Annotated in this window: 13 protein-coding genes; 7 read left to right on the forward strand and 6 right to left on the reverse strand. The window is 55.7% G+C overall.

What is annotated here, in order from left to right; genetic code table 11:
* Positions 1-6: 6 nt before the first annotated feature.
* From dsrO to fmdA, 4 genes are all read right to left on the reverse strand, one after another.
* A complete protein-coding gene (dsrO, locus tag AC6I6N_RS03435; protein WP_108727470.1) occupies positions 7-765 on the reverse strand; it encodes a sulfate reduction electron transfer complex DsrMKJOP subunit DsrO in 759 nt (252 codons plus the stop codon).
* A gap of 207 nt (positions 766-972) precedes the next feature.
* Positions 973-3,210, reverse strand: a complete 2,238-nt coding sequence (locus AC6I6N_RS03440) for a TonB-dependent siderophore receptor (RefSeq protein WP_497943228.1) — start codon at positions 3,208-3,210, stop codon at positions 973-975.
* Positions 3,211-3,452: 242 nt separating this feature from the next.
* Positions 3,453-3,740, reverse strand: coding sequence for an FmdB family zinc ribbon protein (locus AC6I6N_RS03445; RefSeq protein WP_009453884.1), 288 nt, complete (start codon positions 3,738-3,740; stop codon positions 3,453-3,455).
* 57 nt (positions 3,741-3,797) lie between these two features.
* Positions 3,798-4,997 (reverse strand): formamidase, encoded by a 1,200-nt coding sequence (gene fmdA / locus AC6I6N_RS03450; protein ID WP_094196662.1) that lies wholly within the window; start codon positions 4,995-4,997, stop codon positions 3,798-3,800.
* 451 nt (positions 4,998-5,448) lie between these two features.
* Between fmdA and AC6I6N_RS03455 the strand changes: the two genes are divergently transcribed.
* The 3 genes from AC6I6N_RS03455 to AC6I6N_RS03465 all read left to right on the forward strand — a co-directional run bounded on the left by AC6I6N_RS03455 (position 5,449) and on the right by AC6I6N_RS03465 (position 9,045).
* Complete coding sequence (locus tag AC6I6N_RS03455) at positions 5,449-6,825, forward strand: 8-oxoguanine deaminase (RefSeq protein WP_249494374.1); 1,377 nt, start codon at positions 5,449-5,451, stop codon at positions 6,823-6,825.
* Positions 6,826-6,880: 55 nt separating this feature from the next.
* Complete coding sequence (locus AC6I6N_RS03460) at positions 6,881-8,404, forward strand: nucleobase:cation symporter-2 family protein (protein ID WP_108727471.1); 1,524 nt, start codon at positions 6,881-6,883, stop codon at positions 8,402-8,404.
* 191 nt (positions 8,405-8,595) lie between these two features.
* Positions 8,596-9,045 carry an Hsp20/alpha crystallin family protein gene (locus AC6I6N_RS03465; RefSeq protein WP_094196665.1) on the forward strand — a complete coding sequence of 150 codons (450 nt, stop codon included), beginning with the start codon at positions 8,596-8,598 and terminating at the stop codon, positions 9,043-9,045.
* A gap of 76 nt (positions 9,046-9,121) precedes the next feature.
* On the opposite strand, the gene AC6I6N_RS03470 is transcribed toward AC6I6N_RS03465, so the two are convergent.
* Both AC6I6N_RS03470 and AC6I6N_RS03475 read right to left on the reverse strand, forming a co-directional pair.
* Positions 9,122-10,435, reverse strand: coding sequence for a M20 metallopeptidase family protein (locus AC6I6N_RS03470; RefSeq protein ID WP_108727473.1), 1,314 nt, complete (start codon positions 10,433-10,435; stop codon positions 9,122-9,124).
* Positions 10,436-10,559: 124 nt separating this feature from the next.
* Positions 10,560-11,333 (reverse strand): AraC family transcriptional regulator, encoded by a 774-nt coding sequence (locus AC6I6N_RS03475; protein WP_094196667.1) that lies wholly within the window; start codon positions 11,331-11,333, stop codon positions 10,560-10,562.
* Positions 11,334-11,430: 97 nt separating this feature from the next.
* Here AC6I6N_RS03475 and AC6I6N_RS03480 point away from each other — a divergent pair, with 97 nt between their 5' ends.
* The 4 genes from AC6I6N_RS03480 to AC6I6N_RS03495 all read left to right on the forward strand — a co-directional run bounded on the left by AC6I6N_RS03480 (position 11,431) and on the right by AC6I6N_RS03495 (position 15,821).
* On the forward strand, positions 11,431-12,555 hold the full coding sequence (locus AC6I6N_RS03480) for an MFS transporter (RefSeq protein ID WP_346548595.1): 1,125 nt from the start codon (positions 11,431-11,433) through the stop codon (positions 12,553-12,555).
* 170 nt (positions 12,556-12,725) lie between these two features.
* Positions 12,726-13,964, forward strand: coding sequence for an MFS transporter (locus AC6I6N_RS03485; protein ID WP_108727475.1), 1,239 nt, complete (start codon positions 12,726-12,728; stop codon positions 13,962-13,964).
* A 4-nt stretch (positions 13,965-13,968) separates the two neighbouring features.
* On the forward strand, positions 13,969-14,832 hold the full coding sequence (locus AC6I6N_RS03490; protein ID WP_346548593.1) for an alpha/beta hydrolase: 864 nt from the start codon (positions 13,969-13,971) through the stop codon (positions 14,830-14,832).
* Positions 14,829-15,821 (forward strand): VOC family protein, encoded by a 993-nt coding sequence (locus tag AC6I6N_RS03495; protein WP_346548591.1) that lies wholly within the window; start codon positions 14,829-14,831, stop codon positions 15,819-15,821. Before AC6I6N_RS03490 ends, AC6I6N_RS03495 begins: the two co-directional genes overlap by 4 nt.

Here is a 15,821-nt window from a genome sequence, read left to right on the forward strand (position 1 = left end):
GGCCTCTTAGAACTGATGGGTCAAGCGCACACTGGCCTGACCATCCACACCGTCGACGAACTCATCTGGCAAGCCGATATAAAACACATGCGGGCTGGTATTCATGCCGGGTTTGAGAACGCGGATTTCCTCTTTGTGCTCCTTGAGCAATTGGGAAATCGTGCTGGTTTCATCGTTCATATCACCAATGACACGGGCACCTCCGACGCAGCTTTCCACACAGGCGGGCAACAGTCCCACTTCCAAGCGGTGCTCACAGAAGGTGCACTTGTCGGCGGTTTGCGTTTCATGGTTAATGAAACGGGCGTCGTAAGGACAGGCTTGAACACAGTAGGCACAGCCGACACATCGCTCGTTGTCAACCAACACCACACCGTCCTCGCGCTGGAATGTGGCCTGTACAGGACAGACTGGTACACAGGGCGGGTTGTCGCAGTGGTTGCAGAGACGGGGCAGGCTCAGCATCGCCGCCTGTTGCTGTTCATCAAGCACCTCGTATTGCAGAACCGTGGTGCGGAACTGGCCGATAGGCGGCGCGTTTTCGATAGAACAGCTAACCGTACAGGCCTGGCAACCGATACATTTTCTTAGATCAACCACCATGCCGTAGCGGGCCCCATCTTTCCCACCGCTACGTCGTGGAGGCTGGCTGTTCATCGCTGCTTGAACAGGTTGAATAGGAATAATCGTGGCCCCGGCACTCAGGCCTAGCAATTCCTTAAGAAAACGTCGCTTGCCCTTTTTGGGCTCGGCGCTTGGAGTCATGTGTTTTCCTTTACATGCTTGGGTTGAACCCATTTACATTATTTGTAGTTATAAGCATATGAAGAATCCAAGCCTCCAGTCTTGATGAAGGTCAAAAAGAACATTTAAAGGTTGAAATGTTGACGCGCGACTGTACTTTCCAGGCACAAAAAAGCGCCCCTCCGTTTTGGGGAGGGGCGATAGGTATCTTGATAGAGATGAAAACGCTTAGAACGTCCCGCTCAATCCCAGGAAGAAAGTGCGGCCTGGCTGATTAAAGGTATGTGCCCCGGCGCCATAAATATAGTTCGGTGTCCCTAGGTTCACACCGATGGCATTACCGCGACGGAACAGACGTTTGTCAAAGAGGTTATCGACCCCTGCGTTGACGCGGAAATGCTTGTTGATCTTGTACTGCGTGCTCAGACCAAACAAGGCGTAAGGCGAGACCTTGTCGGTAGCAGAACCCGTCAAAGGCTGACCGTAGTAATCGTATTTCGGTGGCTTTTGCTCGCCGTAGAAGGTTGCCTTGGCGCGCAGCGACCAGTCGGCATTCACGTCCCAGTCCAGCGTGGTGTTAATGGTGTACTTGGGAATAGTGGACAAGGCTTCGCCGGTGGTCTTGTTCTTGGACTCGATCATGTAGGTGAAGTTGGTAGACCACATCCAGTTTTCAGCCAGGGGCAGGGTCAAGTTACCTTCCAGGCCGGAGACGACAGCTTTGGGGATGTTTTCCCATTGCAGAATCAATTGCTGATTGTTCAAGGCCGTGAAGCTATCCACGGCAAAACGACCCGCTTCCACTTTGTTGCGGTAATCGTTGTGGAAATAGGTCAGGCTGGCACCCAGGCCATTGTCACCCACGTACTCCACACCCAGCTCTTTATTGATGCTGGTTTCAGCCTTCAAGTCCGAATTACCTTGCAGGAAACAACCCGTACTGCTGCCCGTGGTATTGCCCCAGCAGCCGTTACCCAGGCTGTACAAGGTGTAGCCATCATTGCTTTGATACAGGTTAGGAGCCTTGTAGGCGCGGGCAATACCGGCTTTCAGCAACCAGTTGTCCGTCACGGCATGCGTCAGGTTCAGCGAAGGACTCCAGTTGCTGCCATGCTTGTCGTGATAGTCAAAGCGCAGACCGGGTGTCACCGTGGTCTTGTCAGTGGCGTAGATATTGTTTTCTGCAAAAACGGAGTAAATATTGGCTCGTGACTTGGGTTTGTATTTGTTGGGAACGCCAGGGATACGGGTCGGGTTACGTTGTGCCAAGTCCGAGGACTTGTCGTTCAGCTCCTGACCCACCCACTCCATACCGAAAGTGGCGTATTGCTCAACGTTGCCGGTTTTGAATTGATGGCTGGCCTCGGCGTGGGCCGTCAGTGTAGTCAGATCAACCGTTCCAAAGCCACCGTCTTTAACCCGAGATGGGTCATTGAAGGCGCCTTCAGTACCACCGGCCAAGCCTTCCAGCAAACGATAGTTGCGTGTTTTTTCGTATTGAAAATAGGCCAGGGAATTTGTCTTGTCGTTCCAGTCACCACGATGCGTCAAGGAATAGCTTTGGCGATACATCTTGTTGGTCTCGTCGCCCAACTGACGTTTGACCTCGTCATTGGTATTCGTATTTTGGGTATCGCCTGTGTAGATATTGCCTTGTCGACTATAAGACGCTTCCAGATCCACGGTTTGACGGCTATCAGGACGCCAGGACAGTAAACCATTGATGTCCTTGTTACGCACACCCTCACGGCCAGCAGGCAAACTGTTCGCGTTGGCACCGCCACGCTCGGTTTGATGTCCTTTATTGATCTCCGGATCATCCGAGTCCGTCTTGTTCAGGTTCCCGTACAGCCGGAAAGACAAGGATTCGCTGATCGGGCCGCTCAAGCCAAAGCTCATGCGACGCGTGGCACCTTCATCGCTATGTTCAGGCAGGTTGCCGTACAGGGAGTAAGTGCCCTGGAAGGTGTCTGTCGTCGGCTTGGTGATGATATTGACCACGCCACCCGCCGCACCGTTACCGTAACGGGCGGCTGCCGGGCCGCGCAATACTTCCACACGTTCGATCTGTTCAGCAGGCACCCAGTTCGTGTCGCCACGCGAATCGCGCTCACCACGCCAGCCAAAACGCACGGCAGAGCGGGAGCTGACGGGTTTGCCGTCAATCAGGATCATGGTGTTTTCCGGCCCCATGCCGCGAATATCGATCTGTCGATTATTACCGCGCTGGCCACTGGCCGAGTTACCAGTCAGATTTACGCCCGGCATGGTACGCAAAACGTCAGAAATATCGTTGGCGGGAGGGGACTTCTGGATGTCTTCGGCGGTGATGATGGAAGAACCCAAGGTCTGCTTGAGTTCCTGCTCGGCCTTGACCACAATGCGCTCCAGCTCCTCGACCTCTTGCGCTTGCGTCTGATAGGGGAAGGCGAACAATAAAGCCACTGCCAGACTGCTTAAAGACATAAAAGATACGCCGCTAGGCACCTGGCGCTTAGCGGCGAAAGACGAGGACACCGACATAATGAACACCCAGTAATAATGAGATTGATTCGTGATTATAAGCAGGGTGGGCAATGTTACGGATTGTTGATCTCGTAAAAGCAACACATCAGACCGGACAAATACAGCCAGGGCTACGCCCCGTCACCGTCACAGCAGCGGCCTGTCAAGGCTGACAGCTTGCGTAGCAACGGGGCTGATTGTATTTAGGCACAAACGCTGCAGCCAGGGCCCATACAAGTGTGGATGACTGAATTTCGGGTGCTGGATCGGGTACCGGGCCCGGTTACATTATTGCCTGCCAGGGCTTGCTGGGGCGTCAGGCCACGCGTGGGGCTGGCCTTGCTGAACAAGCGTCGTGGTGCGCTCAATTGCAGCAAGAGGCTGCCTTTTTCGCAAGCAGGGCAGGTTTGAGGGTCATTACGGGTGGCAATACTGCGCAAATGGCTGCTGCGCTGCAGGCAGTGATTGCAAAGATAGTCGTACAAAGGCATGGCGAATCCGAGTAAAGCAAGCCCTGACTTCGATAAGAAGCCAGGGCCAGAGACCGATCAGGTCAAGTTACAGCGTGTGCCTGGACGGCCAAAACGGGCCGCGTCATTCAAGGCACCTTTAGGCAGGATATCGGTATCAAAAATACCGGTAGGCAATGCCAGGGAAGCGGAACTGTTGGGCAGATCCACCACGCCGCCGTAACGGCCTTCAACCGGAGCTGCTGTCAGCAGCATGTACGCCTGCGCGCGCGACAGATCGGTGGTGCGGCTGATGTAGTCAATGGCTGCCAGACAAGCCTGACGGTACGCAACCGTGGAATCCAGATAGTAGTTGACGCCTTCTTCCACGCTGATGCCGGTAAAGTGCATCCACTGATCGTACTTGGGATCGTGACGGCCCGGGACGTAAATAGGCGCAGTCAGGTTGTATTGGGCCATGCCGCCTTTGATCAGATCAAAGCCAAGATGGGCCGCGCCGTCCATCTCAATGGCGCCACAGAAGGAGATCTCGCCATCGCCCTGGGAGAAGTGCAGGTCGCCCATGGACAGGCCAGCGCCCTTCACATAGACGGGGAAGTAAATCCGCGAGCCAATGGTCAGATTCTTGATGTCCAGATTGCCGCCGTGCTCACGCGGAGGTACGGTACGAGCTGCTTCGGCTGCCATGCGGTCAAACTCGGCGCCTTTCACGCCGCGCAATACGGCGGTTTTGGCATCGGGTGGATTGGCATGGCCCTTGGGCACCAGCAGGGCTTCACGGCGATTCCACTCTCGCAGCAGCTCGTGCGAGGGCAGGGTGCCGATCAGGCCGGGGTGCATCATGGCCGCAATGCGCACGCCAGGAATGTGACGGGAGGTGGCGTAAACGCCATGCAGGTCCCAGATGGCCTTGTCGGCTTCGGGGAAATGCTCGGCCAAAAAGCCGCCGCCATTTTCCTTGGCGAAAATGCCCGAGAAACCCACGGGGGTAATGCAACGAATATCCAGCAGGTCCACCACCAGGATATCGCCAGGTTCGGCACCTTCAACGTGGATAGGGCCGGTCAATGGATGGGCACGGGTCAGATCCACATCACGTACGTCGTTGGCGCTGTCCGTGTTTTGAATCTGAGCATCCAGAAAGTCCATACATTCCAGAATCATCTCCTCCCCAGGTTTGACGCTGGTCAGGTCTGGAATATCGGGGTGCCATCGGTTGTGCCCGATTTCAGCTTGTTCGGCCAAGGGTGCGCCGGGTTTGATTTTTATATGCTGCATGTGTTCTCCGAATAATGTGTGCGGGTTCGCACAACGGCGCTTTTAATGCGCTTGGCGACACAATTAACATGACTGAACAGAGCGGGTCAAAGTGCAGGAAGATGACTGTTTTATATGCTTTTTTTTGCCGATAAATAAATCTTAAGCAGACCAATGGTTTAGGCATTAAGTGATTAAAGGACAACACTACGAGGCGTTTGTCCAGAGGATAAATCCTAATATTGAACAAATTTTTATGTCGCGGCATGCCGTAAAAACAGCGGGCATCGCTATATGGCGATCCATATACAAGGCATAAGAGTTTCTCGATGGCATAAGCAGACCCAAGGCTGGCGGTGCACATAAGCATTGCTATCGATCGGCTCCCTATAACCCTTATCACGTTGGATATATAAGTCGGCAAGTCGAACTGACAACAATAAAAAACAAATAGAACGCAGGAGACACACTCATGACTCGCCGTACCCCCATCCTGTGGATTCGCAATCCACTGGCCTGTTCAGATACGCAAGCTGCCGGCGGCGTACTGGTGCAAGACAGCCGCATTATCGAAAAAGTGGCCGCCGGTCAGCAGCCCAAGCAGGCTTACGATCAAAGCTGGGATGCTTCCCGGCACGTTTTGTTGCCCGGTTTGGTCAATACCCATCATCACTTTTACCAAACCCTGACACGGGCCTATACCCCAGCGCTGAACAAGCCCTTGTTCCCCTGGCTGACCACGCTGTATGACGTATGGGCCGGTCTGGATGACGAGCAAATGCAGGTGGCCAGCGAACTGGCCATGGTGGAACTGCTGCAGTCCGGTTGTACGACGGTGGCCGATCACCACTATGTGTTTTCGGGCGCCTTGCAACATGCCATTGATTGTCAGGCAGAAACCGCTCAGCGCCTGGGCGTACGCGCCGCCTTGACTCGCGGTTCCATGAGCGTGGGCCGTGATCAGGGGGGCTTGCCCCCACAAAACGTCGTTCAGGACGAGCAAACCATTCTGGACGACAGCCTGCGCCTGATTCGCCACTATCACCAGCGCGCAGATGGCGCGATGATTACGCTGGCTCTGGCCCCGTGTTCACCGTTTTCTGTCAGTCGTGAGTTGATGAGCGAAAGCGCCAAGCTGGCAGAACGCGAAGACGTACGCCTGCACACGCACCTGGCTGAAACTGAGGACGAAACCGCCTACTGCGAGCGCCTCTTTGGCATGCGTCCCCTGGACTATCTGGATCAGCAAGGCTGGCTAAGCAATCGCACCTGGCTGGCGCACGGCATTCACTTCAACGACGAAGAAATCCAGCGCCTGGGCCGGGCTGGCACGGGGATTGCCCATTGCCCCTCGTCCAATATGGTGCTGGGCAGCGGCCTGTGCCGCACCATCGAGCTGGAAGCGGCCGGTGCCCCCGTCGGTCTGGCCGTGGACGGCTCGGCTTCCAACGACCACTCCAATCTAGCCCAAGAGATGCGACAGGCACTCTTGCTGGGCCGCCTGCGCTATGAGCCGGGCCAGGTCACTCATCAAGCGGTTATTCGTTGGGCTACTCAAGGCTCGGCCCGTTGCTTGGGGCGCGAGGACATTGGTGGCCTGAACGTCGGACAGCAGGCCGACCTGGCTTTGTTCACCCTGGATGAATTGCGCTTTTCCGGCGCAGAAAACCCCTTGGCTGCCTTGCTGCTCTGCGGCGCAGACCGGGCCGACCGTGTGATGGTCGCCGGACAGTGGCGCGTGATTGACGGCCAAGTCTGCGGCATTGATGTGCAAGACCTGATGCAACGCCATCAAGCCGCTGCTCGCCGTTTGCGCGACAAGGTACTGGATACCGCAGCGATAGCTTGAGTTTTGTAGTGACAGGGCCGACAGAGCTCTGCCTATTTCTTATTCGGAGACATTCATGACAACAGCTAAAAGGGCAGCGGATACAGCTCGCCCCGAAGACGAGAATCTGGGCCTGGGCGCGAATCTGGCCTATGGCTTTCAACACGTATTGACCATGTACGGCGGCATTATCGCCGTGCCGCTGATTATTGGTGAAGCAGCGGGTTTACCTGCCAATGAAACCGGCTTGCTGATTACCGCCTGCTTGTTCATGGGCGGTCTGGCGACCTTGCTGCAAACTCTGGGCGTGCCATTTTTTGGCTGCCGTCTGCCGCTGGTTCAAGGGGTGTCGTTTTCCGGCGTCGCCACCATGATTGCTATTTTGGGCACGGGAGGCGGCTTGCCGGCCGTATTTGGCGCGGTCATTGTGGCGTCCTTGATAGGGCTGCTGATTACGCCGGTCTTTTCACGGGTGATCCGGTTCTTCCCGCCCTTGGTGACCGGCTGCGTGATTACAACGATTGGCCTGACCCTGATGCCGGTGGCCGCATTCTGGGCCATGGGTGGCAACCCGTCAGCTCCGGACTTTGGCAGCGTCGGCAATATCTCCCTGGCCGCCATGACCTTGCTGATCGTGCTCCTGCTCAGCAAGCTGGGCAGCGCCACGATCTCCCGCCTGTCCATTTTGCTGGCCATCATCATCGGTACTGTTATTGCGGTTGCCATGGGCCATGCGGATTTCTCTGCCGTCAGCCAAGGCGAGGTCTTTGCCTTGCCCAGTCTGTTTCACTTTGGCATGCCCACTTTTCAGACTGCCGCGATTATCTCCATGTTCATTGTGATCATCGTGACGCTGGTGGAAACATCGGCAGACATTCTTGCCGTAGGTGACATTATCGAGACCAAAGTTGATGCGCGTCGTCTGGGCGATGGTCTGCGTGCCGATATGCTCTCCAGCCTGATCGCACCGATTTTCGGCTCCTTCACACAAAGCGCCTTTGCCCAGAACGTCGGCTTGGTGGCGGTAACGGGCGTGAAAAGCCGCTACGTCGTGGCTTTCGGTGGTTTGATTCTGATCGCGTTGGGTCTACTGCCCATCATGGGCCGCCTGGTTGCCGCTGTTCCCCCAGCCGTACTGGGTGGAGCGGGCATGGTCCTGTTTGGCACCGTCGCGGCCAGCGGTATTCGTACGCTGGCCAAGGTCAATTATGAAAACAATATGAACCTGATCATCGTGGCCACCGCGATCGGCGCAGGCATGATTCCGATCGTGGCTCCCAAGTTCTACGAGCACTTCCCGGTCTGGTTTGCGACGATTTTCCACTCCGGCATCAGTTCGGCTGCCCTGGTTGCGATTGTGCTGAATCTTTTGTTCAACCACTTCACCTTGGGCAATTCCGATCAACCTTCTGTTTTTGCTGCTGGTGGGGGCCGCTACCTGCGGGTCTCGGACGTGGCCAACCTTAATGAAGGTGATTACGTTGAAAACGGCAAGATCATAGACAAGAATGGCAAGGAAGTTCCCATTATTGCCGATGAACACCCTGCACCGGAACAGCCCCCGGTACTGCACACAAAACCGGGTTTAAGCAGCACCTGAGCAATGGGATCCGTTGCTAAAAGAACATAAGATCGTACCTTTAGCCACCTTGTCTCTCTAGGGAGTAAGGTGGTTTTTTTTATCCAAGCCCTTGAAATATAAGCGACTAGCCTCATCTTTCTTTAGGTAGGCGATCGAGCCCACGCCTTCCATTGCAGTAGGGCTCAGCAAAGGAAAAATGGAGATCAAGCATGGCAAACAATTTGACACGTTTTAATCCGTTTGGGGATCTGACCGGTACAGAGACATGGCGGGATTTTGAGGATATTTTCCGGCGCGTGCCAGTCGTGGGCTCTTTGGCTGGCAATACGCCACCCAGCATTCGTCTGGATGTGAACGAAAACGAACAAGCCTATCAAGTCAGTGCAGAAGTGCCTGGCATCAAAAAAGAAGATGTGCATGTCAGTGTTGAAGGCAATGTCGTCACTATCCGTGTTGAAAGCCGGCGTGAACAGGAAGAAAAGGACGGTGATACGCTCTTACGCAGCGAACGCTACTACGGAGTGCAAACCCGTCGCTTTAGCCTGGCGCAGGACATTGACGAATCCCAGGCCAGTGCCAAATGCGAAAACGGCATTTTGGAACTGATTCTGCCCAAGAAAAAGGGCGGAGCAGGGGCCAAAAAGCTGGAAATTCGCTAAATCAGCTTGTTAAATTGAAAACCGCGCCCTAAGTGGCGCGGTTTTTTTTGGCTTTCTAACTGAAATCACCAAGAGGTTAGGGCTTTTTGTTCTCCATCATATAAGTCAAGGAGCTGGCCACTAACGCACGCGTGCCGATGCGCAACGCCTTTTCATCAATCATGAATTCAGGCGAATGATTCGGTGCGCCCATTTTGTCGGAATGCGGCGAAGCGTTCAGACGCCAGAAAACCACGGGCACATTCTTGCCAAACGCACCGAAGTCCTCGGAGCCCATGCCAGGAGCCACTTCCTTAGCTCCTATCCCGTCAGTGGCCAGATCCAGAGCGGGAATCACGGTTTGGGTGGCTTTAGGATCGCTGACCAGGACTTCATAGCCCGTGTCGATACGCACAGTGGCCTTCAAATCGTGGTTCGCAGCAATGTTTTGTGCGTAGCGCTGAATCAGCTCATGCGCAGTTGCCTGGTTGTGCTTGGACAGAGAACGCACGGTGCCACTGATGTCGGCGCTTTCCGGCAGCACATTGGGGCGGTTACCGCTGTGCAGCGAGCCTACCGTTACGACAGTGGTGCCGTCCTGGGGATTGGTGCGCTGGGCAATGATGTTATTCAAAGCCACAACAGTTTCAGCGGCCGCAACAACGGGCGAGGCAGCATTCCAGGGCGAGGAGCCATGGCCGCCTTTACCTGCCAAAGAGATGGAGAACACATCACCACTGGCCATCAGGCTGCCTTGGCGGTAGCCGATACTGCCTGCGGGGTAGGAGGGGCCGATATGCTGGCCCATCACCACATCCACTTTAGGCTGGTCCAGCACGCCTTCGGCCATCATGGCGTTAGCCCCACTTAACGGTTTGCCCGGGCCTTGTTCTTCCGCCGGTTGGAATAGCAGCACAATCGTGCCGGGCAGTTCGTCGCGCATATCCGAAAACACCTTGGCCGCCCCTAGCAGCATGGCAACGTGGGTGTCGTGGCCGCAAGCGTGCGAGACCGACACTTCCTTGCCTTGCCAGGTGCTTTTGGCGACGGACTTGAAGGGTAGATCATTACGTTCCTGTACGGGCAGGGCGTCCATATCGGCTCGCAGGGCCACGACCGGACCCGGTTTTCCACCTTTCAATACCGCCTTGACGCCAGTTTGTGCAATGCCAGTCTGGATCTGATAACCGGGCATCGTTTCCAAGGCCGCCTTGATATAGGCCGCCGTGTTGTGCTCTTGATAAGACAGCTCAGGATTTTGGTGAATATGACGACGCCACTCAATAACCTGCTGTTCCAAGGCATCGGCCTTGCTCATGGCAGTATCCATCATGGGATTACTGGCTTGCGCCGCCGTACCAGCCATTAAACACGTCGCTGCCAACAGGCTCAGGCAGAATGGATTCTTCATATAGTCTCCTGTCTTTTTGTAGTCGTAATAGCAACTGATCATAGCACTGGTATAGGCAGTAATCGGGCTGATTAATTGACACCTATAGTAGTTAGGAGCCCTTAGTGCATTCGTCCACTATTGCCTAATCGAAATAGCGTTTTTGACGGCTGAAATGACCAGGAGTCAGGCCCGTCTGTTCCTTGAAAAACGCAATAAACGCGCTGTCGCTGGCAAAGCCCAGATCCGAGGCCAACTGAGTGACACGGCCACCCGTGGAAAGCTGCTCAATCGCTTTAAGTAGACGCCATTGTTGTCGCCATTGCTGATAATTCAAGCCGGTATCGCGTTTGAAAAGGCGGCTGATGGTTTTCTCGCTGGCACCCAAATAGCGAGCTACTTCGTTCAGCGCGGGGGGCAGGGTATTCAAGCGGATTTGCTGTAAGCGGCTGTCTTTCGGCAAGGGCAGAAACAAGGCCTGATCGGGTGCCCGTTGCAATTCATCCAGCAAGACCAGCATCACATGGCGGCCCGGTGGCTGATCCCAGTTCTCATCCAGATCGGCTTGGGCGATACGGTCCAGTGCGGCAATCAGCAAATCGTTTGCCGCCAACAGTTGGACCTGCGAAGGCAAATCAGGGTAATGAGTCGGATCCAGGTACACCGACCGGTAATCCACCTGCTCGCTCATTTGCGCCTGATGGGGCAAAAGGGCAGGAATCCAGATCAAGCGCTTGGGCGGCAGCAAACACAATTGCTGATCCAGGGTGACAGTAATGCAGCCGCTGTGCGTGTACAGAATCTGGCCCCAGGGATGCTGATGCAGGCCGGAATCATGTTGTGCCAAACGGGCTGCAATCCCCAGCGCATGGCGGCCTCTCAGGTCGGGGAATGGGTCATTCGCGTGTAGGCAAGGCATGATTGTCTGATTTTATGGGTTTTTGATCAGAATAGATGTAATAGAAAAGATTGACCAGCGCTACGCTCATTCTTTTCAAATTGATGTGTGAATGGGCATGACTCGTTTTCTTCTATTAATGATCGTCTTGATCATGTTTCCGCAGGTGGTCGAGACCGCCTATAGCCCCGCTTTACCCCTTATCGCTCATACCTACGCAGTATCGGCCAGTGAAGCGGGCCAAACCTTGTCCGTCTACTTTATTGCCTTTGCGCTCGGTGTGCTGTTCTGGGGCTGGCTGTGCGACCGGGCTGGGCGCAGACCGGCTGTTTTGGCGGGTTTGACGGTGTATGGCCTGGGTTGTCTGCTCGCCCTGTTCAGCCCGAACTTCATAGTGCTCTTGCTGGCTCGCATGATTAGCGCATTTGGTGCGGCGGTCGGCTCCATTGGCGTGCAAACCATGCTGCGGGACCGTTATCAGGCCGAAGAACTGGCCAAGATTTTCGGCACTATCGGGGCAGCTCTGGCGCTGAGCCCTTTGCTGGGTTTGGCCATGGGTGTGGTCCTGTCTTCGGGTGCTGAAGTGATACCGGTTTTCATCGGCTTGCTGGTTCTGGCCTTGGTTCTGCTAGGCATCAGCCTATTGCAGCTTCCTGAAACCCGCCCCGCACAAAGTCAGCACAGCAGCTTGTGGCAGGTTCTGATTCGCTTGTTGAAAGACCCCGCAATCTGGCAATCAGCTTTGCTGGTGGCGCTGTTCAACACCACGATTTTTGCGTTTTATCAGTGGGCTCCCTTCTTGCTGCAAGGCTTGGGTTCGGACAACCGACCCATGATGATTGCTGGTGTCCTGTTGGCTGCGGGCACGTTCATGGGTGCGTTTTTGAACCGCCGCTGGCTGGCTGCGGGGCAGTCGTCCCGTAGGCTGATTTGGCGGGGCATTGCGCTGTTGGCGGTATCGGCTACTGGTCTGGAATTTGCAGGCAAACACCTGATTTTTCTGCTCCCTGCCATGCTGCTTGCGTTGGCCTATGCGGTGGCGATTCCTAACCTTTTGTCCGGCGCCTTGCAGCACTATCGCTCGGTAGCGGGTATGGCCGGTGCGATCTTTGGCCTGATGTACAGCTTGCTGCTGGGCCTGGGCTTGGCCTTGTCAGCCTGGTGGGGGGATCTGGCTGATGTGACCCTTATTTGTGCCGTTCTGGCCGCTATTTGCCTGGCTTTACCCCTGAATAGGACTTGAGAAAAACCCTGACATGCCATTCGTAAGGCACCTCACTATAGGTTATATGCTAATACATATGTATTGACATAGATTAAGTCGAATCACCATAATCCTTCATGTTTAAAGCAATTGAAGAGTGTGTCTGACAAACACTCAGCTTGAACATTTATCCAAAAGGAGAGGATGACATGGTGGAACAGGGGGTTATCGGAAATCCGCTCGACAAGGCCAAGCCACGCGGCGCAGTGGCCTTGCTCATGCTGTTAATGGCTGTGCTGGGTGAGATGTGCCTGGCAGCCGACTTTTATGGCTTTGCAGCCGTTATCAAAATTGTGTCGGCAGACCTGTCACTCAGCCCCGCACAAGCTGGCTTGGTGCAGGGCGCTTTCGGTGTTTCGTTCGCGCTGGGCATGTTGTTCTGGGCACCACGTGGTCGTTCCATGAGCTCGGCCCGTTTGTACCTGATTGGCTTGGGTGGCAGCGGCTTGCTCATGCTGCTGCAGACCCAGGCGCAGGATTTCACGCAGCTCTTTCTGCTGCGTCTGGTGGTGGGCTTTTTTGACTCCGCCGTCTGGGTCGGGTCCATGAAAATCGTCATGCAATGGTTTGCGCCACGCCGCCAGGGTCTGGTACTGGGCATTATTCTGGCCGCCTATTCGCTGGCCATTACCCTGGATTTTGCCTTGGGTCTGCCTTACGCCATGGCGCATGGCTGGCGTGCTTTCTTTCTGGTCCTGGGCGGGCTGACATTAAGCGCCTGCTTGATCACACAATTGGTGGTACGCGCCGGCCCTTATCAGGATCCTCACGACAAGATCAAAACCGACGCCGGTGTATTGCGCTCCATTGCCGCACGCCCCTGGATCTGGGTGGGCATTCTGGCCATTTTTGGTGCCTTGTTCTCGGTTGCCGCAACGGCGACCTGGCTGATTCCTGCCTTGATTGATGTGCAGAAAATGGCCCCCGAACAAGCCCCCTTGTTCGGCACCATCATGGGTTTGTCCCAGGTCTTTTTCCTGATTTTGGGCGGTTACGTCAGCGACCGCTTCACCCGTGTTGGCGTGATGCGTGTGGGCATGTGGCTCACCATTCTGGCGGCCAGCGCCTGTGTTCTGGTTGCCTGGCAGGCATTGCCCTACAGCGGCTTGCTGATCGTGGCCATTCTTTGTGGCGTAGGGGTCTTTCATGGTGGCGCTATTTTCAGTTACGTGGGTGAACGCTATGGCGTGAACCTGGGCCCCTGTGCTGCTGGCTATGCCGAGATGGGCGGTGTGTTTGCCACCTTTGTCGCGCCGTCCTTGCTGGGCCTGCTGCTGAGTCTGACCGGCTCCTACGTCTGGGCCTTTGGCAGTTTCCTGGCGGTAGAAGTGCTGGTTTTTATCGGTTTCCTCCTATTGAACCGCTTGCCGTCAGCACAGCCGGACTAAAGAAATGAACAAACTTATTTTTGATCCGGCAGACCTGGAGCAATACCGGCTCCAGGCCTCGGTGGCTGATTTTGACGCTGAAATGGCCGCCTACCAGCACGCCAGTGAACGGGCCCGCGCTGCCTTGAGCACTTGTTTCAGCACGCACGCCTATGGCGATGACCCGGCAGAAAAACTGGATGTCTATGCAGCCCGCCACGCCGGTGCCCCGGTTTATTTGTTCATTCATGGTGGCTACTGGCGCATGTTATCCAAGGACGACTCGGCCATGATGGCGCAAAGCTTGCATGCCGCCGGTGCCACAGTGATTTGCCTGGACTACGGCCTGGCTCCCGCTTACCGCCTGCCGCAGATCGTGGCGCAATGCGAACGCGCTTTGCAGTGGGTTCACGCGCATGCCAGGCAATTCAATGGCGACCCACAGCGTATTCATATTAGTGGCAGCTCGGCAGGAGGGCACTTAAGCGGCATGTTGCTGGCGGCCGATGCCCAACGCGAACAGCGCCTGATCCACAGCGCCAGCATTCTCAGCGGCGTGATGGATTTGCATCCCATCTTGCAGACCGCCGTGAATGACTGGCTGCAGTTGGACGACGAACAAGCCCAACGCTATAGCCCGGCTTTGCACCCACCAGCGCAAGGAACCCCCGTGCTCGTGGCCTGGGGCGCACTGGAACCGGCCGTCATGCACGAACAAAGCCGTCACTACGCCCGGCAATGCGAGCTGGCGGGCTGCCTGGTGCAGAGCATGTCCGTGCCCAACCGACATCATTTCAACGTCTTGATGGATCTGGAGCAGAGCGACAGCGCATTGACGCTGGCCGTGTTGCAGACCATGAATCGTCATACCCAGGAGGAGAGACTATGACACAAACAACTTCCCACTCCATCCAAGCCGCGTGCTTTGAGCCCCGCCGTCTGGGCCACGTCAACCTGTGGGTTGATGAGCTGCAACGCGGTGAAGATTTTTACAGCCAGGTCTGCGGCCTGAAAGTGGAATTTACCGAGCCTGATCTGGTGGCCACCTTTTTGGGCACCGGCCACACTCCCCATGACCTGGGCATGATGGAAACGACCAAAGGCGTGAATCGCTATGGCCGTGACGGTCTGCTGCAACTGCCCGGCACGATCGGCCTGAACCCCGGCCTGAATCACCTGGCCTGGGAATTGGAGAACGAGGCTGAACTGGTGGCTGGCTGGAGGCGAGCAAAAGAGCAGGGGTGCGACATTGACATGACAGTGGACCACCAGGTCGCCCATAGCGTCTATATGTTTGACCCCGATGGCAACTACAACGAGTTCTACTGCGACACCATTAAAGACTGGCGCAGCGTGCTAGGTGGCCCCATGGAATTGTTGACCAGCCGCTGGGATCCCGAAGGGCAGGAGCCATTTTCCGAAGGCCGCTACGATGCTGACCCGGTTCTGGAAACAGTGCCTGACGCCCCGGTCCAACCCCGTCGTGTCACCCACGCCGTGCTGCGTACCGCTCAGTTGGACGCCATGCGCCACTTCTATACCGACGTCGCTGGTCTGGACGTGGTCTATGAAAACGATCGAGTCGTCTATTTACGTGCCGGCCTGGCCAATTATGATTACAGCCTGATTCTGGTACGTGACAAACAAGCTTCCTTCTCTCATGGTAGTTTCGAGCTGGCCAGCGTTCAGGATCTGGAACAAACGCTGGAGCGCCTGAAAGCCCAGAACATCATCCCCGTTTACGATGTGAACCTGCCCTGGAAGCGCGCTTTCTTCTTACGTGATCCGGACGGTCTGCTCAGCGAGTGGTATGTGACGCAGGCAGGCGAGCGCGCTCTGGATCGCCATCACTCTTTGCCTTTGTGGGCGCAAGTTTAA

The organism is Alcaligenes sp. LTN-3 (genome assembly GCF_059735605.1).

Bases quoted from the DNA above. Each gene is read 5' to 3' on its own strand.
- dsrO (WP_108727470.1), bottom strand. From the start codon at position 765: ATGACTCCAAGCGCCGAGCCCAAAAAGGGCAAGCGACGTTTTCTTAAG.
- AC6I6N_RS03440 (WP_497943228.1), bottom strand. From the start codon at position 3,210: ATGTCTTTAAGCAGTCTGGCAGTGGCTTTATTGTTCGCCTTCCCCTAT.
- AC6I6N_RS03445 (WP_009453884.1), bottom strand. From the start codon at position 3,740: ATGCCTTTGTACGACTATCTTTGCAATCACTGCCTGCAGCGCAGCAGC.
- fmdA (WP_094196662.1), bottom strand. From the start codon at position 4,997: ATGCAGCATATAAAAATCAAACCCGGCGCACCCTTGGCCGAACAAGCT.
- AC6I6N_RS03455 (WP_249494374.1), top strand. From the start codon at position 5,449: ATGACTCGCCGTACCCCCATCCTGTGGATTCGCAATCCACTGGCCTGT.
- AC6I6N_RS03460 (WP_108727471.1), top strand. From the start codon at position 6,881: ATGACAACAGCTAAAAGGGCAGCGGATACAGCTCGCCCCGAAGACGAG.
- AC6I6N_RS03465 (WP_094196665.1), top strand. From the start codon at position 8,596: ATGGCAAACAATTTGACACGTTTTAATCCGTTTGGGGATCTGACCGGT.
- AC6I6N_RS03470 (WP_108727473.1), bottom strand. From the start codon at position 10,435: ATGAAGAATCCATTCTGCCTGAGCCTGTTGGCAGCGACGTGTTTAATG.
- AC6I6N_RS03475 (WP_094196667.1), bottom strand. From the start codon at position 11,333: ATGCCTTGCCTACACGCGAATGACCCATTCCCCGACCTGAGAGGCCGC.
- AC6I6N_RS03480 (WP_346548595.1), top strand. From the start codon at position 11,431: ATGACTCGTTTTCTTCTATTAATGATCGTCTTGATCATGTTTCCGCAG.
- AC6I6N_RS03485 (WP_108727475.1), top strand. From the start codon at position 12,726: ATGGTGGAACAGGGGGTTATCGGAAATCCGCTCGACAAGGCCAAGCCA.
- AC6I6N_RS03490 (WP_346548593.1), top strand. From the start codon at position 13,969: ATGAACAAACTTATTTTTGATCCGGCAGACCTGGAGCAATACCGGCTC.
- AC6I6N_RS03495 (WP_346548591.1), top strand. From the start codon at position 14,829: ATGACACAAACAACTTCCCACTCCATCCAAGCCGCGTGCTTTGAGCCC.